The organism is Streptomyces sp. NPDC053474 (assembly GCF_044544845.1).
Lineage (GTDB): Bacteria > Actinomycetota > Actinomycetes > Streptomycetales > Streptomycetaceae > Streptomyces.
Window position 1 is genome coordinate 36,680 of sequence record NZ_JBITXV010000018.1, and the last position, 24,767, is coordinate 61,446.

12 protein-coding genes are annotated in these 24,767 nt (G+C 75.0%); 5 read left to right on the forward strand and 7 right to left on the reverse strand.

Annotated features, from left to right (window positions below):
• Positions 1-37: 37 nt before the first annotated feature.
• Positions 38-13,384 carry a type I polyketide synthase gene (locus ACIG3E_RS33760; protein WP_399623501.1) on the reverse strand — a complete coding sequence of 4,449 codons (13,347 nt, stop codon included), beginning with the start codon at positions 13,382-13,384 and terminating at the stop codon, positions 38-40.
• Between the two features lie 1,520 nt (positions 13,385-14,904).
• Positions 14,905-15,468: a MarR family winged helix-turn-helix transcriptional regulator gene (locus tag ACIG3E_RS33765; RefSeq protein WP_399623503.1), complete on the reverse strand. Its 564-nt coding sequence runs from the start codon at positions 15,466-15,468 to the stop codon at positions 14,905-14,907.
• Positions 15,469-15,507: 39 nt separating this feature from the next.
• Here ACIG3E_RS33765 and ACIG3E_RS33770 point away from each other — a divergent pair, with 39 nt between their 5' ends.
• Positions 15,508-16,464, forward strand: a complete 957-nt coding sequence (locus tag ACIG3E_RS33770) for an EamA family transporter (protein ID WP_399623505.1) — start codon at positions 15,508-15,510, stop codon at positions 16,462-16,464.
• 1 nt (position 16,465) lies between these two features.
• Here the strand turns inward: ACIG3E_RS33770 and ACIG3E_RS33775 are convergent, their stop codons facing one another.
• The 3 genes from ACIG3E_RS33775 to ACIG3E_RS33785 form a co-directional block, all read right to left on the reverse strand.
• Positions 16,466-16,927 (reverse strand): MarR family winged helix-turn-helix transcriptional regulator, encoded by a 462-nt coding sequence (locus ACIG3E_RS33775; RefSeq protein ID WP_399623507.1) that lies wholly within the window; start codon positions 16,925-16,927, stop codon positions 16,466-16,468.
• Positions 16,928-16,989: 62 nt separating this feature from the next.
• On the reverse strand, positions 16,990-17,349 hold the full coding sequence (locus ACIG3E_RS33780) for a DUF6204 family protein (RefSeq protein ID WP_399623509.1): 360 nt from the start codon (positions 17,347-17,349) through the stop codon (positions 16,990-16,992).
• Between the two features lie 75 nt (positions 17,350-17,424).
• The gene (locus tag ACIG3E_RS33785) at positions 17,425-18,090 is read right to left on the reverse strand and encodes a MerR family transcriptional regulator (RefSeq protein WP_399623511.1); all 666 of its coding nucleotides are present in this window, start codon (positions 18,088-18,090) and stop codon (positions 17,425-17,427) included.
• 136 nt (positions 18,091-18,226) lie between these two features.
• Between ACIG3E_RS33785 and ACIG3E_RS33790 the strand changes: the two genes are divergently transcribed.
• Positions 18,227-19,534 carry a YhgE/Pip domain-containing protein gene (locus ACIG3E_RS33790; protein WP_399623513.1) on the forward strand — a complete coding sequence of 436 codons (1,308 nt, stop codon included), beginning with the start codon at positions 18,227-18,229 and terminating at the stop codon, positions 19,532-19,534.
• Between the two features lie 58 nt (positions 19,535-19,592).
• Here ACIG3E_RS33790 and ACIG3E_RS33795 read toward each other — a convergent pair whose 3' ends face one another.
• A complete protein-coding gene (locus ACIG3E_RS33795) occupies positions 19,593-21,254 on the reverse strand; it encodes an ABC-F family ATP-binding cassette domain-containing protein (protein WP_399623515.1) in 1,662 nt (553 codons plus the stop codon).
• A 342-nt stretch (positions 21,255-21,596) separates the two neighbouring features.
• Between ACIG3E_RS33795 and ACIG3E_RS33800 the strand changes: the two genes are divergently transcribed.
• Entirely contained in the window at positions 21,597-22,763 is a 1,167-nt protein-coding gene (locus ACIG3E_RS33800; protein ID WP_399623517.1) for a lactate 2-monooxygenase, read from the forward strand.
• Positions 22,764-22,805: 42 nt separating this feature from the next.
• Here ACIG3E_RS33800 and ACIG3E_RS33805 read toward each other — a convergent pair whose 3' ends face one another.
• Positions 22,806-22,964, reverse strand: coding sequence for a hypothetical protein (locus tag ACIG3E_RS33805; RefSeq protein ID WP_399623519.1), 159 nt, complete (start codon positions 22,962-22,964; stop codon positions 22,806-22,808).
• 21 nt (positions 22,965-22,985) lie between these two features.
• On the opposite strand from ACIG3E_RS33805, the gene ACIG3E_RS33810 reads away from it, so the two are divergent.
• Together ACIG3E_RS33810 and ACIG3E_RS33815 are read left to right on the forward strand one after the other, a co-directional pair.
• On the forward strand, positions 22,986-23,141 hold the full coding sequence (locus tag ACIG3E_RS33810; protein WP_399623520.1) for a DUF6131 family protein: 156 nt from the start codon (positions 22,986-22,988) through the stop codon (positions 23,139-23,141).
• Positions 23,142-23,216: 75 nt separating this feature from the next.
• Positions 23,217-24,764: an FAD-dependent oxidoreductase gene (locus ACIG3E_RS33815; RefSeq protein ID WP_399623522.1), complete on the forward strand. Its 1,548-nt coding sequence runs from the start codon at positions 23,217-23,219 to the stop codon at positions 24,762-24,764.
• The last annotated feature ends 3 nt before the right edge of the window (positions 24,765-24,767 follow it).

Below are 24,767 nucleotides of genomic sequence, written 5' to 3' on the forward strand. Positions count from 1 at the left end.
GTAGCGGTGCGGACGGGTTCGACGCGGTCCGACCTGGTCACGAGGTCTCGAGTTCGTTGTCGAGGTAGCCGAAGAGTTCGTCGTCGGTGGCGGCGGAGACGTCGGACTCGATGTCCGTGTCGTCGTCCGCGTCACCGGCCCGCGCGTCGCTCCACTTGGCGAGCAGGGCCCGCAGCCGCAGGTCGACCTTCGTGGCGGTGCCGTCGTCGGCGAGGGCGAGCAGCGAGGTCTCCAGCTGGTCGAGCTGGTCGAGCACGCCGGTCTCCGGCTCGGGCTCGGTGCGCGGCAGCAGGGTGAGGATGTGCCGGGTGATCGCGGCGGCCGACCGGTGGTCGAACACGAGCGTCGATGGCAGGCGCAGGCCGGTGGCCGTGGTGAGCCGGTTGCGCAGCTCCACCGAGGTCAGCGAGTCGAAGCCGAGGTCCTGCAGGCCGCGGCCGGGATCGATGTGGGTGGCCGCGGAGTGGCCGAGCACCGCCGCTACTTGGGCGCAGACGAGGTCGAGCACGGTCTGCTCGCGCTCCACCGCGGACTGGCCCGCGATGACGTCGACGAACGCCGTGGTCGCGGCGGCAGGCGCCGCCGTGGCGCGGCGCACGGGGGCGCGGACCAGGCCCCGCAGCATCGGCGGCAGGGTGCCGTCGGCCGCCTGGCCGCGCAGGGTCGCGGTGTCGAGGAGGACCGGCACGAGTGCGGCGCGGTCGTCCCGCGTCCCGGCGTCGAGCAGCGCGAGCGCGTCCTCGGTGGGCAGTTCGAGGATGCCGGAGCGGCCGAGCCGGGCCCGGTCGCCCCCGTCGAGCCCCGCCGTCATGCCGCTGGCGGCGGCCCACAGGCCCCAGGCGAGGGAGACGCCGGGCAGGCCGAGCGCGTGGCGGCGGCGCACGAGGGCGTCGAGCGCCGCGTTCGCGGCCGCGTAGCTGGCCTGGCCCGCGCTGCCGAGGATCCCGGCGGCCGAGGAGAAGACGACGAACGCGGACAGGTCGGCGTCCCTGGTCAGTTCGTCCAGGTGCAGCAGCCCGTCGACCTTCGGGCCGAACACGCGGTGGATCCGCTCGGGCGTCAGGGACTCCAGGACGCCGTCGTCGACGACGCCCGCCGCGTGCACGACCGCGCCGAGCGGCCGGTCGAGGGAGGCGAGGAGCGCCGCCACGGACGCGCGGTCGGCCACGTCGCACGCCGCCACGGTCACCTCCGCGCCGAGCGCGGCAAGCTCGTCCCGCAGCTGAGGCGCGCCGTCGGTCGCGAGCCCCTTGCGTCCCGCGAGGACGAGCCTGCGCACGCCCCGGTCGGTGACCAGGTGCCGGGCCACGAGGGCGCCGAGCGTGCCCAGGCCGCCGGTGACCAGGACCGGGCGGTCCGGGTCGAGCGGAGCGGGCACGGTCAGCACGGCCTTCGCCGCGCCCGGGTCCTGGCCGAGCACGCGGAGCGCCTCGGGCGCGCGGCGCACGTCCCAGGTCTGGACGGGCAGGGGGCTCAGGACGCCCGCCTCGAAGAGGGCCAGGACCTCGGTCAAGATCTCCTGGAAGCGGTCGGGGTCCGGCTGTGTGCCGTCGTACGCGAACTCCACCGGACCCAGGGGGGCTTCGATCTGAGCCGTCGGCGGGGTGAGCACGGCGTCGGCCTCGGTGGTGTGCACCCGCGCGCCCCAGTGCCGGGCGAGCTGCGCGGCCGCCGTGCCGATGTCACCGGCCGCCGCGGGCACGAGGAGGGGCTGTCCCCGGCGCAGCCCCTCCAGGTCGTGCAGGGCGTAGTAGGCGGTGACGAAGGCCTGGGGGACGGCGGCGGCGCGCGCGAAGGTCAAGCCCGCGGGCATCGGGGCGAGCAGCCTGCGGTCGGTGACCGCGAGCGGCCCGAAGCCGTGGGGGGCGGCGCCGAGCACGCGGTCGCCCACCGCCAGGTCGGTGACGTCCGTGCCGACCTCGGTGACCACGCCCGCGACCTCGCCGAGTGCCGCGTCGGGGGCGGCGCGTACGGCACTCGGGTTCAGGCCCGCCGCGCGGACGGCGACGCGGACCTCGCCGGGCGCGAGGGGCGCGGCGGCGTCGGGGTGCGGCACCAGGGCGAGGTCGTCCAGGGAGCCGCCCGGTGTGGCGTCGAGGCGCCAGGGGCCGTCGGCGGGCGGGGTGAGCAGGGCTTCGCTGGTGGCACGGGCGAGCCTGGGCGCGTCGATCCGCCCCTCCCGTACGGCCGTCTGGGGTTCGTCGGAGGCCAGCGCGGCGGGCAGGGCGAGGGCGGACTCGTCGGTGTCGTCGAGGTCGACCAGGGCGAAGCGGCCGGGGTTCTCGGTCTGCGCCGAGCGCACCAGGCCCCACACGGCGGCCTGCGCCGGGTCGGGCGACGCGGTGGCGACGGCGCCGCGGGTCACGAACACCAGACGGGTGTGTGCGGTCCGCTCGTCGGCGAGCCAGTCCTGGGCGAGGGCCAGGGCCCAGGCCACCGTCTCCCGCACCGTCCGCGCGTCCGCGGCGGACGGTCGGGGGCAGGGCGCGAGCAGGTCGGTCACGCCGTCGAGGGCGCCGAAGTCGGCCACGGTCGGCGCGTCGACGCCGAGGTCGTCGGTGCCGAGGACGGCGAGCCCGGCAGGGCCCGCGCCGGTCGCCTCGACGGGCACCCACTCCAGGGCGAGCAGGGCGTCCGAGGCCGGGGAGGCGGCCTTGCGGAGGTCCGCGGGGCGCATCACGAGCGACTCGACGCTCGCCACCGGCCTGCCCGCCGGGTCCGCGACGGCCAGCGACATCGTGTCCTGTCCCGTGGGCGTCCAGCGCACCCGCAGCGTCGAGGCGCCGACGGCGTGCAGGCGTACGCCGGTGAAGCCGAACGGCAGCCGGGGGCCGCTGCCGGACTCGTCCAGGGCGCGCAGGACGGGCGCGTGCAGCGCGGCGTCGAGCAGGGCGGGGTGCACGCTGAAGCCCTCGCCGCCCGCCGGGTCCTCCAGGGCCACCTCGACGTACACGTCGTCGCCGAGGCGCCAGGCGGCGCGCAGGGCGCGGAACACGGGCCCGTAGCCGTAGCCGAGCTCGGTGAGGCGGTCGTAGACGTCGTCGACGTCCATGGGTGTCGCGCCCTTCGGGGGCCAGGCCGTGAGGTCGGTCGCCGGTGCGTCGCCCGTGGTGAGCGTGCCGGAGGCGTGCTCGGTCCAGGGCGCGTCCCGGTCGGCGTCCTCGGCGCGGGCGTGCACCCGGATGCTCCGGACGCCGTCGGCCGGTGCGCCGACGGCGACGCGCAGGGCGACGCCGCCGCGTTCGGGCAGGACGAGCGGGGCGTGCAGGGTCAGTTCCTCGACGGTGTCGAGGCCGCAGTGGCTCGCGGCGTGCAGGGCGAGGTCGAGGAAGCCCGTGCCGGGGAACAGGACGCGGTCGCCGACGCCGTGGTCGGCGAGCCACGGCTGGGTCCGCGTGGACAGCCTGCCGGTGAACACCACGCCGTCGGAGTCGGGCAGGGCGACCGCGGCACGCAGCAGCGGGTGGTCGCCCGTGGCGACGCCGAGGGCCGCCGTCGCTCCGTCGCCCGCGGGCGCCACGGCCGCGGTGAGCCAGTACCGGTCGTGCTGGAAGGCGTAGGTGGGCAGGTCGACGCGGGCGCCGCGGCCGCCGAGGGCGGCGGCCAGGTCGAAGCGGGCGCCGCGGACGTGGAGATGCGCGGCGGCGCGGGTCAGGGCGTCCGCTTCGGGCCGGTCGGAGCGCAGCGTCGGGACGAACACGGTGTCGGGGGCGCTGTCCTGGCCCATCGTGGCGAGCACGCCGCCGGGCCCGCACTCCACCATCGTCGTCACGCCCCGCGCGACGAGCGCCGTGACGCCGTCGGCGAACCGTACGGGCTTGCGCACGTGCCGCACCCAGTAGTCCGGGGACGCCAGCTCCTCGGCGTCGACGGGCGTACCGGTGAGCGTGGACACGATCGGGATCTGGGGCGCCGCGAACGACACGCCCTCCAGGACCCGGCGGAACGCGTCGAGCATCGGCTCCATCAGCGGCGAGTGGAAGGCGTGGCTGACCCGCAGGCCCGTCACCTTGCGTCCCTGTGCCTTGAGGCGGTCGGCGAGGGCGAGCACTTCGAGGTCGCTGCCGGACAGGACGAGGGAGTTGGGGCCGTTGATGGCGGCGATGCCGACGTGCTCGGAGCACTCCGGGGCGATCTCGTCCTCGGTGGCCTGTACGGCGACCATGACGCCGCCGGTGGGCAGCTCCTGCATGAGCGCGCCGCGCGCGGCGACGACCGCGCAGGCGTCGGCCAGCGAGAGCACGCCCGCGACGTGCGCGGCGGCCAGTTCGCCGATCGAGTGCCCGGCCAGCGCGTCGGGCCGCAGGCCCCACGACGTCCACAGCCGGTACAGCGCGACCTCGACCGCGAACAGCGCGGGCTGGGCGTACTCGGTGCGGTCCAGGACGGCCTGGTCGTCGCCGAAGACCACGTCCCGCAGCGGCAGGTCGAGCAGCGGGTCGAGGTGGGCGCACACCTCGTCGAGGGCGTCGGCGAACACGGGGTGCGCCTCGTACAGGCCGCGGCCCATGCCGACGCGCTGGGAGCCCTGGCCGGAGAAGAGCACGGCGAACGTGCCGCCGTCGGGGGCGCCGCGCACCACCGCCGGGTGGTCGGCGCCTTCGGCCAACGCGTCGAGACCGGCCTGGAGTTCGGACGCGTCGGTGCCGAGGACGACCGCGCGCCGGTCGAGCGCGGCCCGTCCGACGGCGAGCGTCGCGGCGACGTCCACCGGCGACAGGCCGGGCCGCTCGTCCAGCGCGGCCGCGAGGCGGGCCGCCTGCTCGCGCAGCGCGGCGGTGTCGCGGGCGGACAGCGGCCAGGCGAGGAGCCGGCCGTCGGGCTCGGCCGCCGGGGCCGGGGCGGCGGGCTCGGCCTGTTCGAGGATGACGTGGCCGTTGGTGCCGCTGACGCCGAACGCGGAGACGGCGGCCCGCCGCGGCCTGCCGGACTCCGGCCACGGCCGCTGCTCCGCGAGGAGTTCCACGGCGCCGGTCGTCCAGTCGACGTGCTGGGAGGGGCGGTCCAGGTGCAGGGTGCGCGGCAGCACGCCGTGCCGGAGCGCCTGCACCATCTTGATGACGCCCGCGATGCCGGAGGCGGCCTGGGTGTGGCCGATGTTCGACTTCAGGGCGCCGAGCAGCAGCGGCCGTCGCGCGGGGCGGTCCTGGCCGTAGGTGGCGAGGAGCGCCTGCGCCTCGATGGGGTCGCCGAGGCGGGTGCCGGTGCCGTGGCCCTCGACGGCGTCCACGTCGGCGGGCTTCAGGCCCGCGTTGGCGAGCGCCGCGCGGATGACGCGCTGCTGCGCGGGGCCGTTGGGCGCGGAGAGGCCGTTCGACGCGCCGTCCTGGTTGGTCGCGGAGCCCCGGACGACGGCGAGGACCTCGTGGCCGTTGGCGCGTGCGTCGGAGAGCCGCTCAAGGAGGATCAGGCCCGCGCCCTCGCCCCAGCCGACGCCGTCGGCCGCGTCGGCGAACGGCTTGCACCGGCCGTCGGGGGCGAGGCCGCCCTGGAGGCTGAACTCGGCGAAGGCCGTGGGCGTCACCATGATGGCGGCGCCGCCCGCCAGGGCCATCGAGCACTCCCCCGACCGCAGGGACTGCACCGCGAGGTGCAGGGCGACCAGCGCCGACGAGCACGCGGTGTCCACGGTGACGGCGGGCCCGCGCAGGCCGAGGGCGTAGGCGACGCGGCCCGACACGACGCTCAGCGCGTCGCCGGTCAGCCGGTAGCCGTCCATCTCGGGCGCCGCCTGCTCCAGGGTGCCCGCGTAGCTCTGCGGGGAGGCGCCGACGAACACGCCGGTGAGGCTGTCGCGCACCGAGGACGGGTCGATGCCCGCCCGCTCGAAGGCCTCCCAGGCCAGTTCGAGCACCTGCCGCTGCTGGGGGTCCATGGCCAGGGCCTCGCGCGGGGCGATGCCGAAGAAGCCCGCGTCGAAGCCGCCCGCGTCGTAGACGAAGGCGCCCTCCAGGGTGCGGCTGCGGCCGTGGGCCTCCGCGTCGGCCGGGTACAGCCGGTCGGTGTCCCAGCCCCGGTCGTCCGGGAACGGACCGATGGCGTCGCGCCCGGCCAGGACGAGGTCCCACAGGTCCTCGGGTCCGCTGACGCCGCCGGGGAAGCGGCAGCTCATCGCCACCACCGCGATCGGCTCGTCCGCGGCGCGGGCGGCGGCCTCGCCCGCCGTGGCGGTGTGCCGTTCGCCGAGCACCACGGTGTGCAGGTGCTGGGCAAGGGCCGTGGGCGTGGGGTGGTCGAACACGACGGTCGTGGGCAGCCGTACGCCGGTGGCCGTGGTGAGGCGCTTGCGCAGCTCGATGGCGGTGAGGGAGTCGAAGCCCAGCTCGCGGAAGGCCCGGTCGGGGGTGACGGTGTCGGCGCCGTCGTGGCCGAGGACGGCGGCCGCGTGGCCGCGCACCAGGTCGAGCAGGAGCCGGTCGCTCTCGGCTTCGGTGAGCCCGGCGAGCCGGTCGGCCAAGGCCCCTCCGGCGGCGGGCTCGTCCGTCGCGTCCTGCGCGGCCAGGGCGACGACGTCGGGTATCTCGCTGATGAGCGGGCGCGAGCGGGCCGCGGTGAAGCCGGGGGCGAAGCGGGCCCAGTCGACGTCCGCGACGGTGAGGGTCGTCTCGCCCGCCGCGAGGGCGGTGGCGAGCGCGCCGACGGCGAGCTCAGGGCGCATGGGGCGCATGCCCCTGCGGCGCAGCTGGTCGTCCAGGTCGCCGGTCACCATGCCGCCGCCCGCCCACATGCCCCAGGAGACCGAGGTGGCGGGCAGGCCGTCGGCGCGGCGGCGCTGCGCGAGGCCGTCGAGGAAGGCGTTGGCCGCTCCGTACGCGCCCAGTTCGCCGCTGCCCCACACGGCGGAGCCGGAGGAGAACAGGACGAACGCGTCGAGGTCGCGCCCGGCGCACAGCTCGTCCAGGTGCATCGCGCCCGCGGCCTTCGCCGCGAGGGCGTACGCGAGGTCCGAGGTCTCGGTGTCGGCCAGCGGCAGGGACGGGACGGTGCCCGCCGCGTGGAAGACCGAGCGGACCGGTGTGCCGTCGGCGTCGAGCCGGGCGAAGAGGTCGGCCAGGGCGGCGCGGTCGGCGGCGTCGCAGGCGGCGAGGGTGGTCCGGACCCCGAGCGCGGTCAGCTCGGCCGCCAGCTCGCGCGCGCCGGGTGCGTCGGGGCCGCGGCGGCTGGTCAGCACGAGGTGCTCGGCGCCGTTGCCCGCGAGCCAGCGGGCGACGTGGCCGCCGATGGCGCCGGTGCCGCCGGTGATGAGTACGGTGCCCGCGGCCCGCCAGGCGGGTGCCGCCGTCGGCGCGGGGGCCGGTGTCAGCCGTCGTACCGACACGCCGGAGGCGCGGATCGCCAGCTGGTCCTCGTCCGCCCGGCTTGCCAGGACGGCGGCGAGCCGCGTCGTGGTCCGGGCGTCGGGGGTCACGGGCAGGTCGACGAGTCCGCCCCAGCGGTCCGGGTGTTCGAGGCCGACGGCCAGGCCGAGGCCCCACACCTGGCTCTGCGCCGGGTGGGTCAGCGGGTCGGACCGGCCGACGGACACCGCGCCCGTGGTGGCCAGCCACAGCGGCGCGCCGATCCCGGCGTCGCCGAGCGCCCGTACCAGCGCCAGCGTGCCGGAGAGGCCGCTGGGGACGACGGGCGCCGCCGGGTCGGGCCGTTCGTCGAGGGCCAGCAGCGACAGCACGCCGCTGGGGACGACGTCCACGGCGCGCAGCGAATCGGGCGAGCCGTCGACCTCCAGGACGTCGGCGCCGTGGGCGCGCAGCGCCTCGACGGCCGCCGTGCGCCAGGGGTGTTCCGCCTCGGCCCGCGAGCCGACCACGAGCCAGGTGCCGGTGAGGGCGGGCGCGGTGGCGGCGGCGAGGGGGCGCCAGGTGATCCGGTGGCGCCAGGCGTCGGCGGTGGACCGTTCCTGGCTGCGCCGCCGCCAGTCGGCCAGGCTGGGCAGGACGTCGGTCAGGGGGGCGTCGGCGGGCACGTCGAGGGTCGCGGCGAGGTCGCCGCGCTCCACCGCGGACCAGAACTCGGCGAAGGCGGGGTCGTCGCCCGCCGTCGTAGGGGCGGTCTCCTCCAGCCAGAACCGCCTGCGCTGGAAGGGGTAGGTCGGCAGGTCCACGTGCTGCCCGGCGGGCACGGCGGCGTGCCAGTCGAAGGGCAGGCCCTCCACGTACGCCTCGGCCGCCGAGAGCAGGAACCGGTCCAGGTCGCCGTCGGTGCGGCGCAGCGTGCCTACCACGACCGCCTCGGTGTCGGCCGCCTCCAGGGTCTCGCGCACGCCGAAGGTGAGCACGGGGTGCGGGCTGCACTCCACGAACGCGCCGACGCCCCGGTCGAGCAGGCCGCGCGTGGCTTCCTCGAAGCGCACGGTGTTGCGCAGGTTCTGGTACCAGTAGTCGGCCCCGACCTCGGTCCCGGTCAGCCACTCCCCCGTGACCGTGGACAGCATCGGCACCCGCGCGGGCACGGGCTCCAACCCGGCCAGCACGTCGGCCAGTTCGGCCTGGATCCGCTCGACGTGCGACGAGTGCGAGGCGTAGTCGACGGGGACCCGGCGGGCCCGTACGTCGTCGGCGGCGCACACCTCCATCAGCTCGTCGAGGGCGTCCGCGTCGCCCGCCACGACCACCGAGCCGGGGCCGTTGACCGCGGCGACGGAGATGCGGCCGTCCCAGCGCGTGATCCGCTCACGGGCGGCGTCGGCCGTCACCGCGAGGGACACCATGCCGCCCCGTCCGGACAGCGCCAGGATCGCCTTGCTGCGCAGGGCCACCACCTTGGCCGCGTCGGCGAGGGACAGCGCACCCGCCACGTACGCGGCGGCGATCTCCCCCTGGCTGTGGCCGACGACCGCGTCCGGCTCCACCCCGTACGAACGCCACAGCGCGGCCAGCGACACCATCACCGCGAACAGCGCGGGCTGCACGACATCCACGCGCTCCAGCGCGGCAGCGTCGTTCAGGACGTCGGACAAGGACCAGTCCACATACGGCGCCAACGCCTGGGCGCACGCGTCGAGGGAAGCGCGGAAGACCGGCGAGGACTCCGCCAGAGCGGAACCCATCCCCAGCCACTGCGACCCCTGACCCGGGAACACGAACGCCACCTTGCCCACCGGCCGCGCCACACCGACCGCCACCCGAGCGGACTCCGCCCCCTGGGCCACCGCCGCCAACGCGTCAGCGCCACCCCCGACCACCACGGCCCGGTGCTCGAACACCGAACGGGAGAGGAGGGCGGCCGCCACGTCGGCGTGCGCGAACTGCTCAGCGGCGCCGGCGAGTTGGGCCGCGTGCGCGCGCAGGGCGTCCTCGGTGCGCGCGGAGAACACGAGGGGTACCGGCGTCAACGGCGGGCCGACCGGGGTCTCCGGGGCGGCCGGGACGTCATCGGGTGCCTGTTCCAGGACGGCGTGGGCGTTGGTGCCGCTGATGCCGAACGAGGACACGGCGGCCCGCCGGGGGCGCGCGACCTCCGGCCACGGCGTGGTCTCGGTGACCAGCGACACGGCGCCCGACGACCAGTCGACGTGCGGTGTGGGCTCGGTGATGTGCAGGCTCCTGGGCAGCACGCCGTGGCGCAGCGCGAGGACCATCTTGATCAGGCCCGCGACGCCGGAAGCCGCCTGCGTGTGGCCGATGTTGGACTTCACCGAGCCGAGCAGGAGCGGGCGGTCCGCCGGGTGCTCCTGGCCGTACGTGGCGAGCAGCGCGTCCGCCTCGATCGGGTCGCCGAGGCGGGTGCCGGTGCCGTGCGCCTCCACGGCGTCGACCTCGGCGGCCGTCACGCCCGCGTCGGCGAGGGCCTGCCGGATCACCCGGCGCTGCGCGGGGCCGCTGGGGGCGGTGAGGCCGTTGGACGCGCCGTCCTGGTTGATGGCGGTGCCCTTGATCAGCGCGAGGACGGGGTGGCCGTTGCGCCGTGCGTCGGAAAGGCGTTCCAGGAGGACCATCGTGGCGCCCTCGGCGAGGCCGAAGCCGTCCGCGCTCGCCGAGAACGCCTTGCACCGGCCGTCCGGGGCCAGCGCGCGCTGCCTGCTGAACTCCACGAACAGGCCCTGCGACGGCATGACCGTGACGCCGCCCGCGAGGGCGAGGGGGCACTCGCCGCGCCGCAGCGACTGCACGGCGACGTGCAGGGCGGTCAGCGACGACGAGCACGCCGTGTCCACGGTGACGGCCGGTCCCGCGAACCCGAAGGTGTAGGAGAGCCTGCCGGACGCGACGCTCGCGGTGTTGCCGGTGAGGAGGTAGCCCTCCAGGTCGGCGGGCGCCTCGTGCAGGCGGGGGCCGTAGTCCATCGTCATGGCGCCCACGAACACGCCCGTCCGGCTGCCCCGCACCTCGGCCGCGTCGATGCCCGCCCGCTCCAGGGCCTCCCAGGAGATCTCCAGGAGCAGCCGCTGCTGCGGGTCCATCGCGAGGGCCTCGCGCGGTGAGATGCCGAAGAACTCCGGGTCGAACTGGGGCGCGTCGTGCAGGAACCCGGCCTCGCGCTGGTAGTAGCCGCCTGCCCGTTCGGCGCCCTCGTCGTAGCGTCCGTCCAGGTCCCAGCCCCGGTCGGCGGGGAAGGCGGTGAGGCCGTCGCCGCCCTCGGACAGCAGCGTCCACAGGTCCTCGGGGCTGCGTACGCCGCCGGGGAGGCGGCAGCTCATCGCCACGACGGCGATCGGCTCGTCGTCCTCGACCGCGGCGAGGGCCACCGGCTCGTCGTCCTCGGCGGGCGCGCCGAGGACGACCCGGCCGATGTGCTCGGCGAGGCCACGGCACGTGGGGTTGTCGAAGACCGCGGAGACGGGCAGGTTCAGGCCGGTGGCGGCGTTGAGCAGGTTGCGCAGGGTGACCGCGCCCGCCGAGTCGAGGCCGAGTTCCAGCAGCGGCGCGTCCACGTCGGCGGCGGTGTCGAGGGTCCCGACGACGGCGGCCAACTGGGTGCGGACGAGGTCGAGCAGGAGTTCCGGGCGGTCGGGGGCGTCCGCGAGCCGGTCGGCGAGCGAGGGGGCGGGGGCGGCCTCGGGCGCCGCGTGCAGGGGGTAGGCGGGCAGGGGCACGGCGCGGGCGTCCCGGCCCGCGAACACCGCCTCCCAGTCGGGGAGTACGCCGTGCGCGTGCAGTTCGGCGAGCGCGGCGGCCAGGTGGTCGGCGCTGCCCTTGCCCCGGCGCAGCGTCGCGACGACGGCGGCCTCGACGGCGGCGTCCTCGGCGGTCTCCTGCACGGCCCGGGTCAGGACGGGGTGGGGGCTCGGCTCCAGGAGCAGCCGGTGTCCGGCGGCGAGCGCGGCGCGGGTGGCGCTCTGGAAGTCGGCGGTGCCGCGCATGTTGCGGCACCAGTGGTCCGCGGTGAGCGTGAGCGGGTCGACCCGGGCGCCCGTGGTGGCCGTGTAGATCGGCACGTCCGTCGGGCGGGGGGTGAGGGGGGCCAGGTCGGTGCCCAGCAGGTCGAGGACCGCGTCGACCTGGCGGCCGTGGGCCGCGAGGCGGATGTCGATGCTCCTGGCCCTGACGCCGTCGGCGGCGAGTTCGGCGAGGAGTTCGGTGGCCGCGTCCTCGGTGCCGGAGACCAGGACCGAGCCGGGGGCGTGCACGGCGGCCAGGTCGAGGCCCTCGTAGCGGGTGAGGCGCTCGCGCACCTCGTCGGCGGACGCCAACACCGAGATCATCACGCCGCGTTCGAGCAGGTGCACCTGGGCCTGGCTGAACAGGGCCACGGTCCGCGCGCCGTCCTCCAGGGACAGCGCGCCCGCGACCGTCGCGGCCGGGATCTCGCCCGCACTGGAGCCGATGACGGCGGCGGGCCGCACGCCCCAGGAACGCCACAGCGCGGACAGGGAGACCATCATCGCCCAGAGCGCGGGCTGCCCCACGTCCGGCCGGTCGAGGGAGGGTGTGTCCGTGGTGCCGCGCAGGACGTCGAGCACGGGCCAGTCCACGTAGGGCGTGAGGGCGTCCGCGCAGGCGTGCAGGTGCTCGGCGAACACCGGGGAGGCGGCGAGGAGTTCGTCGGCCATGCCCAGCCACTGCGGTCCGTGCCCGGGGAACACGAAGGCGATGCCGTCGGTGGGGTCCGCGGCCGATAACGCCGGTCCTGGCACCGCTAAGCGGCCCTCGCTGAGGGCGAGCAGCTCGTCGGCGAGCCGTGCGCGGTCGCCGCCGGTGAGCGCGGCGCGGTGGGCGAGCGCGGGCCGGGTCGTGGCGAGGGAGTAGGCGAGGTCGACGACGGGCAGGTCGGGCTCGGCGGCGAGCAGCGCATGCAGGTCGGCGGCCTGTGCCCGCAGGGCGCCCGGGCTGTGCGCCGACAGGGCGACCGGGACGGCGGGTCCGTCGGGGGCGGTGCGGCCGGGCCCGGGGCGGCCCGCGCGCAGGGCGGCTTCGACGAGGGCGGGGACCGAGTCGGGCCACGCGTGCTCGGCGTCGAGCCGGTAGGCGAAGGCCGCGGTCCGGGCGTCGTCCCCGCGGACGAGCACGACGAAGGCGCCGTCGGCCCCGACCAGGGCCGTGTCGCACGCACCGGACCGCAGGGCGGCGACCGCTTCGGCGAGGGGGTCGTGCCCGGCGCGGCACGGGTTCGCCCGACCGGAAAGGCCGAGGACCCGCGCCAGCTCACTCGCGCCGCCCTCACCCTCGGCGCCCGCACCACGCGCACCCGCGCCCTCGGTGCCCGCGCCACCCTTGCCCGCGCCCTCCGTGCCCGCGCCGTCCATGCCGGTCGCCGCCACGCCCGCTTCGGCCGTGCCCTCGCCGCGCACGCCCGCGCCCTCCGTGCCCGCGCCACGTGCGCCCGCTTCAGCCGCGCCCGCCTCCGCCACGCCCGCTTCGGCCACGCCCGCGGCCCCCGCACCCGCGCCACGCTTGCCCGCGCCCTCCGCACCGGCGCCACCCTTGCCCGCATCCTCCGTGTCTGCACCACGCGTGCCCCGGTCCTCCGTGCCCGCGCCCTCCACGCCCACGCCACGCGCGCTCGCGCGCTTCGTGCCCGCGCCCCCCTCGCCCGCGCCCTCCGCTCCCTCCGCGCCCGCGCCGTCCATGTCCGTCGCCGCCACGCCCGCTTCGGCCGCGCTCACGCCCTCCACGCCCGCGCCGCCCTTGCCCGCGCCACGCGCGCCCGCGCCGCCCACGCCCGTCTCCGCCACGCCCGCTTCGGCCACACCCGCGGCCCCCGCACCCGCGGCCCCCGCGTCGTCGGCCGCGAGGAAGACATCGATGTCCGTACGGTCGCGGGCGCCGGTACGACCGCGGGCGCTGATGCCCGCGTCCTCACAGGCCGTCCATGCCGATTCCGCTTCGGCCGCCCGGTGCGCGGGCAACGGCACACCGGTCAACTCGGCCAGTACGCCGGGATCCTGCTGCGCCCGCACCGGTGCCGCAGGTGCGGCACCGATGACGGCGACAGTGCTGGTGTCCACTCGTACCGATTCGCACATGGCGGTCTCCGCCCCCGTGAGTCGTCCATTAGTACTGAACTGGTGGTTGCTCGGCCCGGATTGGATCGAGCCTTTCTCAGCCAATCCTCCGCGACAACGAACGCAAGTCAAAACCAGCGCTTCGAAAATTGTCAACCGTCGAACATTTTCAGCCTGGGGCGCGAACGTCGCTGTTTACACCCCGCTTACAAGGCGTTTACGAGCGGCGGGCGGACGGGAATGCCCGTAGCCCCTTGGACTCGCGGAATTTACCGTGCGACCCTCCGCGACCCGCGTGCGTCCCGGCGGCAACACGGTGAGAGGGACAGCCCCCTCCCATGCCCCATGACGCAGCAAGCCTTGCCCTTTCGGGCAGAAAGCGACCGCTGTTCTGGATGGCCGGAAAGCCCACGTCAGAGCCACGTTTCGGCGGCCCCAGGCCAGGCAGCCGCCCCATTCAGGCCACCAAGGTCACATTATCGCGCCACCGCGTAAATCATTACGAGCCTGGAACGTCGACGGCGAGCGGAGCCGCGGCGCTTGCACGGCGGTGACCTTCCCAGGTACTCGTTTCCCTGTCGGCCGGGACGGAGCTCGGCGATCCGGGGAGCGCCCCGGGCCGCGGTGGTCACGCCCCCAAGAATCCGCACGTCCGAGGGCCATCACGCGGCTGTCGGGCAAGGGGCGCACGACAGGCTCGGGGGCGGGACGACGGCAGCGGGGGCCGCCGGAGCGAGCACGTCGCGCCACCGCGGGACGGTCGGCCGGGGCGGCGGGGTCGCCCCCTGGACTCACAGCGGCAGGTAAATGAGAGGGAAGTTGGCCCGAATAGCGCGCCAGGCAAAAAGGCGGCAAGCAAACTGCCCTTAACCCCGACCAGAGACAGGCCAGGGTTAAAGACGGTGATATGGGAGCCGCATTTGATGGGGGCACACTCAGCCCACCCCGGTCCCCAGGGGCACCTGAGGGAGCAGACAGGAGAAGACCAACACCTATGCGGTCGACCACCGGGCTCGGGCGTATTTTTCGCATGCCCCCGTGCGAGCACCGGCCTCAAGGGAGATATTCCGGCAAGGCGCTCCACCCAGGTAGTTCCATGGAATGTGCAGCCGGATCGTGCGAGGTCAGAGGATCACATTGTCCGAACTCTCGTGCTGGAACCAACCATATCCCCGGGGGCGCTGCCCGCACCAGCCTCTCTTTGTGTGACTGTCGCGAGCGAAAACAACACGCGCCCACCACCCTTCAGGGATGACACCGAGGGCTGTTTACGCGCTGACAAATATGCGGGAGCGAATCATCGGCGCCCACTCCACCTGGCGTTACTCTGCGTAATTTTGCGACCGCGATAGATGACTTTGGCATATGCCGGGCCTTCCACGCGGCCCCCGGGGGCCGAACGGGCACGCCGGACCCATGCCCGTTCGGCTACTCACGGGCTCCGTTTGCTGCCCGTTTCGGGCTCCGCACCCACTCTCCGTGGCCTACCTCACACCCTCCGCACCGCCCCGGCAGGCGCTCCCTCACCCACCGTCACGCGTGTGCGGCGCTTCCATGCGGGAGAGCCAGGTCGTGAGCAGCGCTTCGAGCGACGCGGCTTCATCGGGGGTCAGGAGGTTCACCAGCTGGCGTTCGTTGCGCATGTGGTCGGTGAACGCCTCGTCGATCAGTTCGCGCCCGGGCCCGGTGAGGGCGACGATACGGCCGCGCTGGTCGTCGCCGGAGCGGCGCCGGGTGACGAGTCCGGCCCGCTCAAGGCGGTCGATCCGCTTCGTCATCGCCCCGGTGGTGACCATGGTGTGCGCGGCCAGCTCGCCGGGCGCCCGCTCGTAGGGCGCTCCGGCCCGGCGCAGCGCGCACAGCACGTCGAACTCGCCCTCACCGAGGCCGTACTGCCCATAGACGAGGCACAGCTGCTCGGTGAGCCGGTCGGCCAGACGGTGCAGTCGACCGATCACCCCCTGCGGCGAGACATCCACGTCGGGCCGCTCGCGGCGCCAGTCGGCCTGAATGCGAGCCACGCGGTCCCATGCCCGCTGGTCTTCGCAGTCCCGTGGCCGCTGGCCTTCCCTGCGCACGTCGTCCATCCGCACATACTAGCTTCCCAGGAAGCTATATTGGCTTCCATGGAAGCTAATGCGCGATGGGTGGCACTGACCGCGGTCGCTCCGGTGGCCTGGGGCACGAACTACTTCGTCACGCACGAGTACCTCCCCGCGGACCGCCCGCTCTCGGGGGCCGCGCTGCGCGCGCTGCCCGCGGGTCTCCTGCTCCTCGCGGTGTGCAGGCAGCGGCCGCGCGGCGCGTGGTGGTGGCGGTCCGCGGTGCTCGGCCTGCTCAACGTGAGCGTGTTCTTCGTCCTCGTCTACCTCGCCTCGCAGCTGCTTCCGACGAGCGTCGCCGCCACGGTCATGGCGGTGTCCCCGCTGACGATGATGCTGATCGCCTGGCTCCTGGTGTCCGAACGCCCCAGCGCCACGCATCTGTCGGGCGCGGTCGTCGGCCTCGCCGGGGTCTGCCTCATGCTGCTCACGGGGGTGGAAGGGGTGAGCGTGCCGGGCGTCCTCGCCTCGGCCGCCGCCATGCTGATGTCGTCGTTCGGCTACGTCCTGGCCAAGCGCTGGAGCGGCGACGCCGACGTACTCGCCTCGACCGCCTGGCAGCTCACCGCCGGAGGCCTCTTCCTGCTCCCCGCGGCCGCTGTCACGGAGGGCCCGCCCGCCGCGCTCTCCCCTTCGGAGGTCCTCGCGTTCGCCTACGTCGGCCTGATCGCCACCGCTGTGGCCTTCGCGGCCTGGTTCACGGGGCTGCGCCATCTGCCCGCGGGGACGGTGGGTCTGATCGGACTGCTCAACCCGTTCACGGGTGTGCTGCTCGGCACGGGGGTCGCCGCGGAGGTGCTGACCGTGCAGCAACTGTGCGGACTCGCCCTGGTGCTTGTGGGGGTCGTCCTCGGCAGGCCCGCCCGCGCGGGGCGGCGCGACGGCGGCCGCACACGCCAGCGTGCCGTCACCGATGAGCGGCCAGGCTCCGGCGCGGACTGCGCACAGAAACCCTCTCGGTGCGGCCCCGGACGAACCTAGGTCACGCGCACGGAGCCCCACCCCGTCCGTCGAGGCCGGTGCCGCCGAGGCGGGTCAGCGCGGCGGACAAGGAGGCGACGTCCTCCTTCGCCCACGCGGGCGGGGCGAAGACGTCGGCGGCGACCCGCTCCGCCGTGGCGAGCATCTCCGCCAGGCGCTCGCGGCCCGTGTCGGTCAGCGCGGCGTACGCCACCCGGGCGTCGCGGGCGTTCGCCTCGCGCGTGACGAGGCCGATCCGCTCCAGCGGGGCGAGGCCCCGGGTCACTCCGGACGCGGTCAGGCCGAGCGCCTCGGCCAGGTCAACCCGGCGCATGCGGTCGCCGGGCGCCTGCCCCAGGCGCAGGAGCAGGGTGAAGTCGGCCAGGCTCACGCCGTGCAGACCGCCCAGGGCCGCGTCGAACCGCTTCACGAGGGCGGTCTGGGCCCGGACGAGGCGCAGCGACGCGTCGAGGGCATCGGTCATTGCTTCCTCCTTGACTGCTCAAGCTTAAGGCAAAGATTGAGCAGTCAAGGATCGGATTCGGGTCAGGTGCGCTGCTGGGCGGCGGCCCGGCGCTGCCGCTTGCCGAGCGGTGCCTGCGAGAGGTCCTCGGCCTGGGAGCGGAGGTTCTTGTAGCCGTAGCCGCGCTGCTCGCACCACGCCTTCGCGGCCGCCTCGGCCTGGTCGGTCGCTTCCAGGATGTCCTCCTCTTCCTCCCCCTCGGCCCGGAAGCGGAAGGTGAAGGCGGGCCGGGCGGCGATGTCGTAGCTGAGGTGCCCCTCGGGCGTGAAGGCGGTGCGCAGCACGTCGTGCTCCGCGGCCCGGGCAAGCAGCTCGGCCCGCTGGTCGGGCGTCAGTCCGTCGAAGACACCGCGCACGGTGACGCGGAAGGTACGAGTAGTCATCCGGCGACCTTAACCAGCGGGACGGAGGCGCTCCACCGCGTTTTCCCGGCGGAGCGGCCAGGTCCGCCCGGGCCGTCACGCCTCGCCGGACTCCCCCGCCGCCTCCACCCTGCGGCGCACCTGGTCCTCCTGTGCCAGGCGCCGCAGGAGTTCGAGTACGGGACCGGAGAGGGCGAGGACGACCACGGCCTGCTCGGCCAGGGCGGGCGAGTCGTCGAAGTCCGCCGCGCGCTCCAGGTCGAGGCGGGCGATCGAGCGGGCCAGCTCCCCATAGGCGGCGAGCCGGTCCAGGCGGTAGTTGGCATCGAGGCGTCTGAGCTCCCGCAGCACCGTCGTCAGCCCCTGGACGTGCGGGGAGTCGTCGGGGACCTGCCAGTCCATGGCCGCGATCAGGTCCGCGGCGTCCGCCGCCGCGGCCGCCTCGGCCGCCGCCTCCCGCTCCTCGTCCCCGGCCGGGGCCTGGGCGACGGGCACCGGCAGTGCGTAGCTGATCGCCTTGAGCGTGCCGTCGGCGCTGTCGGCCCGGTCGACCGCCGCGAGGACGTCGCCGGTGGCGGCGATGGACAGGCCGCCGAGCGTGGTGAGCGCCTTGATCAGGCGCAGCCGCTGGACGTGCTCCTCGCCGTACTCGGCCAGGGTCGCGGCCGTCGCCCGGCCCGCGGGCAGCAGCCCCTGGCGCCGGAAGTACTTGATGCTGGCGACCGGTACGCCGGTCCTCTGGCTGAGCTCGGAGATTTTCACGCGGCTTCCTCGACGACGGGGGACGCGTCCCGGCAGCCCCTCACGGCAATTGGACACCACCAACTCGATACTGTCACTATCTAGAGCTGGATACCTCAAGTATCTAGTTACGTAGCGTCAGTGCACTGGAGCGTCCATGCCTTCCCCTCAGCCCTCGTCCGCGCTCCGCAGCCCCCGGCTGTGGATCGGCACGGGCATCATCGTCGCGGTGGTCTCCACCTTGTTCGCCCTGCTCTATGTGGGCGGCAACGTGAACCCCAAGGGCAACCTGCGCGACCTGCCCGTCGCACTGGTCAACAACGACCGCGGCGCGGGCACGGGCAAGCAGCACATGAACATCGGCGACCAGGTCGTCTCCGGCATCAAGAAGGCCGCCGCGGACAACGACAGCATCGACTGGCAGGTCCTCAGCCAGGCCGAGGCCGACAAGCGCCTCGGCCAGGGCAAGCTCTACGGCGCGCTCGTCGTGCCGAAGGACTTCACCGCCACCGTCGGCGGGCTCAGCGCCGCGCAGCAGAAGAACCCCGCCGCGCCGACCCTGACGGTGCTCACCAACCAGGCGGCCGGAAGCTTCGGCTCCTCCATGGCGAGCCAGGCCACGCAGAAGGCCGCCCACGCCGCGTCCGCGCAGCTCGGCAAGGAACTCCTCGGCCGCGCGAGCGAGCAGAAGGCGCAGCTCGCCCCCGCCGCCCAGCTGATGCTCACCGACCCCGTGACCGTCCAGGTCGCCGACGGCCACCCGTTGGAGACGCACAGCGCCATGGGCCTGAGCGCGTTCTACTACGCCCTGGTCCTGCTGGTCTCCGGCATGCTCGCCGCCAACGTGATCCACTCCCAGGTCGACACGGCGCTCGGCTATCTGCACTCCGACATCGGTCCGTTCCGCCAGCGCAACCCCCTGCGCCGCACCAGCCGCGTGCGTACCCTGGCCATCAACTCGGTCCTGATGCTGGGTCTCTCCGTGGTCATGGGCTCCCTCGTGGAGCTCGCCACGGTCGGCGCCCTCGGCATGGACGCGGACCACCTCGGCCTGCTCTGGCTCTACTCCGTGGGCACCATCGCCGTCGTCGGCCTCAGCGCCCTGGCGCTGCTCGCCGTCTTCGGCACGCCCGGCATGCTGCTGTCGACCATCGTCTTCGTCGCCATGGCCGTCCCGTCCTCCGGCGCCACGGTGCCGCTGGAGGCGCTGCCCGGGTTCTTCCGCGCGCTCGCCGAGTTCGAGCCGCTGCGCCAGCTCACCGGGGGCCTGCGCGCCATCCTGTACTTCGGCGCCCAGGGCGACGCCGGACTGACCCGCGCCTGGATCTCCATGGGCGTGGCCCTGGTCGTCTCCCTGCTCTTCGGCTTCGGCATGACCCGCCTGTACGACCGCAAGGGCCTGCACCGGGTGCCCGCCGAGCCCGCCAAGGCCACCGAGGCCGCGCCGGAGCCCGCGTCGGCCTGAGACACGGCCCGCCCGCGGCCGGGCCGGAACGGTGTGCGCCGTTCCGGCCCGGCCGTCGTCATTCCCGGCGTGCCCCGATCTCCAGGCGCGGCCAGTCCGCGAGGTCCCGCAGGAGCTGGCGGTCGTGCGTGGCGACGACGACAGCCGCGCTCGTCCCCCGGACGGCGTCGGTCAGCTCGTCGACGAGCGCCGCCGACAGATGGTTCGTCGGCTCGTCGAGCAGGAGCAGACCGGGCCGCCCGGCCAGCGCGAGGGCCAGGTCGAGGCGGCGCCGCTGCCCCTGCGACATCCGCCCGACCGGGGTGCGCAGCGCCTCGGCGTCCAGCAGGCCGAGCGCGTCCAGCGGGACGGCGTCGGCGTCGCGGAGCGCCCCGCCCGCCACGAGCCGCCCCACGTGCCGGGCGTGCGCCTCACGGGCGGTGAGCGCCGGGTCCTGCCCCGCCGTCTCCTGGGTGAGCCGGACGACCCGCGCGCCCCGGGCCGTGCGGACGTAGCCGTCCGTGGGCGCGAGCGCACCGGCGAGCACCGCGAGCAGCGTGGACTTCCCCGCGCCGTTCGGCCCGGTGACGAGCAGCCGGTCGCCGCCGTCGAGGCTGAGGCCGACCGGGCCCGCGAGGCGTCCTTCGACCGCGACGCCGTGCGCCCGCAGCTGCGGCGCCCCCGGCCGGACGCCCGGGTCCGGCCAACGCAGCGCCACGGGCGGCTCCGGGACGTCGATCCGGTGCGCCTCCAGGGCGTCCTGCTGCCGCTTCAGGGCCTGTACGACGCCCGGCGCGCGGGACTGGCGCTGGTGCTTGCCGGTCCCCTTCTGCGGCCGCCAGCCGGTGGAGAGCCGGTCGCGGGCCCTGGACACCGCGTCCGTCAGGCGCCGGTGCTCGGCCTGCTGGTCCTCGTGGTCCTGCTCCCAGCGCTCGCGCTCTCGGCGCCGGGCGTCCTGCCAGGCGTCGTAGCCACCGGCGTACAGGCGCGGCCTTCCGTCCCGGGTCGGATCGAGGTCGAGGCAGCGGTCGGCGACGTCGCGCAGCAGTGCCCGGTCGTGGCTGACGACGGCGAGGCCCCCGGCGTGCTCGCGCAGCTCGCGGGTCAGGAAGTCCAGGCCGTCGGCGTCGAGGTGGTTGGTCGGCTCGTCGAGCAGCAGGACGTCGTGGTGCGCGCCGAGCAGGCAGGCCAGGCGGACCCGGTAGCGCTGTCCGACGGAGAGGGTGTCCAGGGGGCGTTCGCGGTCGGCGGGGGCGCCGAGGGCCGCCAGGGCGACGTCGACGCGGCGTTCGGCGTCCCAGGCGTCGAGCCGGGTGGCGGCGTCGAGCGCGGCGGCGTAGCGGTCGTCGGCGCCGGGGTGGCCCTCGGCCAGGGCGTGGGTCGCCGCGTCCAGGGCGGCGAGGGCCGCGAGCGAGGCGGCGAGCGCCTGGGACGTCAGGGTGCCCACGGTCGCGCCGTCGGGTACGGCGAGCTCCTGGCGGGCCAGGCCGATCGTGCCGGCCCGGTGCACGCTGCCCTCGTCGGGCGCGATCAGTCCGGCGAGGACGTGCAGGAGCGTCGTCTTGCCCCGGCCGTTCTCGCCGACGACGGCGAGCCGCGCGCGGGCGGGGACGGTGACCGAGACGCCGTGCAGAACGTGCCGGGCTCCGCGGGTGACGGTGACGCCTTCGGCTCGGACGTGTGCGCTGCCGCCCGCCTCGACGGGCAGGGACGGGGTTTCGGGGGTGGGCGTGAGGTTCACGGGGTGCTCCGAGCTCGCAGGGAGCCGGGCAGCGCACAGCGGCCGCCCGGCGGGAACCGGGACGGCGAGCGCGGATTCAACAGAGGGCGCCGCCGTCAGCGGGCGGAGCGGACCTTCTGCGACCAGATGCCTCGTGCCATGTCGATCACGGTAACAAGGGGGGCTCCCCGGTTCATCCGAATGTCCGCCGGTCATGGCGCGGCTCCCCATACGTACGGGTCACGCCGCGGCGCACGCCCGCGGAAACCCGACGAACGGCCGTGGTGGCGCGGGCCCCCGCGCTGCACCCTGGTCGCTGGATCGCCGCATCCGGACGGCGGCCGCGGGTGGAGAGGCAGGCACATGGGGCAGGCATTCGGTTCCTACCAGAACGAGATCTACCTCGAAGGGGCTGGCGGGGTCCTCCCGCGCTTCCCGATGGGCTTCGCGGGGTGGGAGGCCAGGGCAGAAGCGGCGCTGCCGCCCTCGGTGTGGTCGTACGTCGCGGGCGGGGCGGGGGACGAGCGCACCCAGCGCGCCAACGTCACCGCGTTCGACGGCTGGGGGCTGGTCCCGCGCATGCTCGTCGGCGCCGCCGAGCGCGACCTGTCCGTCGAGCTGTTCGGGACGACGCTGCCCTCGCCCGCGCTCATGGCGCCCATCGGCGTGATCGGTCTGTGCGCGCAGGACGGGCACGGTGACGTGGCGACCGCGCGGGCGTCCGCCCGTACCGGCGTGCCGATGATCGCCTCGACGCTGTCCGTCGACCCCATGGAGGACGTGGCCGCCGCGCTCGGGGACACTCCCGGCTTCTTCCAGCTCTACGCCCCGACCGACCGCGATCTTGCGGAGAGCCTCGTCCGCCGTGCGGAGTCGGCCGGGTTCCGGGGCATCGTGGTCACCCTCGACGCCTGGGTGACGGGCTGGCGTCCGCGTGACCTGAGCATCGGCAACATCCCCCCGCTGCGCGGCCACTGCCTCGCCAACTACTTCTCGGACCCGGTCTTCCGCGCGCAGCTGAAGCGGCCGCCGGAGGAGGCCCCGCAGGAGGCCGTCCGCAACTGGGTGCGCGTCTTCGGCAATCCGCTCACGTGGGCGGATCTGCCCTGGCTGCGCTCGCTGACCGAGCTGCCGCTGATCCTCAAGGGCCTCTGCCACCCCGACGACGTGCGCCGGGCGAAGGACGGCGGGGCGGACGCCGTCTACTGCTCCAACCACGGCGGCCGCCAGGCCAACGGCGGGCTGCCCGCCCTGGACGCGCTGCCCGGCGTGGTGGCGGCCGCCGACGGACTGCCGGTGCTCTTCGACTCCGGCGTCCGCAGCGGTGCGGACATCGTCAAGGCGCTCGCCCTGGGCGCCACCGCCGTCGCCATCGGCCGCCCCTACGCGTACGGGCTCGCCCTCGGCGGCACCGACGGCATCGTCCACGTGCTCCGCTCGCTCCTCGCCGAGGCCGATCTGATCATGGCCGTCGACGGCTATCCGACGCTGGGCGACCTCACTCCGGAAGCGCTCCGCCGCGTGGCGTGACACGACCGCGTGTCGAGCCGGGGAAGCGGGGTACTGGGGTTCTCACGCCGTCTCGATGACGACACCGCGCGGTCGCGTCGAGCAGGGCGGCTCCACGTCCGGTGGCCCGCGCCGCCGGACGCCCTCCCCCGACGACACAGCCAGTACGTCGCCCCGGACCAGCCGGTACGGCATGACACCGGCGGGCGCATACTGGAACATATCCGCACATTGGAGGACCCAATGATCGCGATCGGTCTCGTACTGCTCGTCATCGGCCTGGTGGCCGGTGTCTCGATCCTCTGGACGATCGGCGTCATCCTCGTCGCCGTCGGCGCCGTCCTCTGGCTCCTCGGCGCCGTCGGGCACGCGGTGGGCGGGCGACGTCACTACTGGTAGCAGCGCACCGCACGGCCGCCGCGCGCTCCCTGGGGCCGCGGCGGCGCCCGCACCCGGCCCCCGAGGGGAACCGCCATGCAGCGCACCGCAGTTGTCGACGAGTCGTACTGGCTGACCACGACGCCCGAGACCCGCTACCCGGCCCCCGACACCGATCTGACGGCGGACGTCGCGGTCGTCGGCGGCGGCATCGCCGGTCTCTGCACCGCGTGGGAGCTCACCCGCTCCGGCCTCGACGTGGTCGTCCTGGAGGCGGACCGCATCGCCGCGGGCGTGAGCGGCTACACGACCGCCAAGCTCAGCGCCGCGCACGGCCTGCGCTACGCGCGCCTGGAGGCCGAGCACGGCGCCGACGACGCCCGCCGCTACGCCCTCTCCCAGCAGGATGCCGTCGAGCGGACCGCCGACCTGTGCGCGGACCTCGGCATCGACGCGGACCTGGAGGGCGCACCCGCCTTCACCTATCTGCGCGAGCCCGAACGCGTCCACGAGCTCCAGGAGGAGGCCGCGGCGGCGCGCCGGGCCGGGCTCGACGCCTCCTTCGTGACCGACACCGAACTCCCCTTCGCCCTCGCGGGCGCGGTCCGCGTCGAGGGCCAACTCCAGTTCCACCCGCGCAAGTTCCTCCTGGCCCTGGCCGAGCGCCTCACCGCGGCCGGGGGCCGCGTCTTCGAGCGCGCCAGGGTCACCGCGCTGCACGACGGCCACCGCTGCCGCCTGACGACCGAGTCCGGGGTCACCGTGGAGACGCGTGACGTGGTCATCGCCACGCACTACCCGGTCTTCGACCGCACCCTGCTCTTCACCCGCCTCACCCCCCGCCGGGAGCTGGTGCTCGCCGCCCCCGTGCCGACGGCCGCGGCCCCCACGGGCATGTACCTCACGCCCGAGGACGGGGTCCGCTCGCTGCGCAGCGCGCCGTACGACGAGGAGCGGCGCCTGGTCATCGTCACCGGGGAGTCCTTCACGCCGGGGACGGGCGACGTGCGGGAGCGGTACGCCCGGCTCGACGCCTGGGCCCGCGCCCACGTGCCGCACTTCGACCGGGCGGACACCGGCTACCGCTGGGCCGCGCAGGACAACGACTCCCTGGACCACCTTCCGTACGTCGGCCACGCCCACCCCGGCACCCAGCACGTCTACGTGGCCACCGGCTTCGGCGGCTGGGGCATGAGCAACGGCGTCATGGCGGGCGGGCTGCTCGCGGCCCACATCACCGGCGGGCCGCGGCCCGACTGGACCGAGCTGTACGACCCGCGCCGACTGCCGCCGGTGCGCGAAGCGGGCCACCTCGTCGCCCAGCAGGCGGCCGTGGCCAAGCACTTCGTCGGCGACCGGCTGCACACCGCCCACGTCGACTCGGTCGCGGACATCCCGCCCGGCAGCGGAGCCGTCGTCCGCCTGGACGGCCACCGGTGCGCCGTCCACCGCGACGCGAGCGGCCAGGTCAGCGCGGTCTCCGCGCGCTGCACGCACCTCGGCTGCCTGGTGCACTTCAACGACGCGGAACAGGCCTGGGAATGCCCCTGCCACGGCTCCCGCTTCGCGACGGACGGCTCGGTCCTGCACGGCCCCGCCACCCGCCCCCTCGAACCGCGCGAGATCCCGGGCCCGCCCGCCTGACGC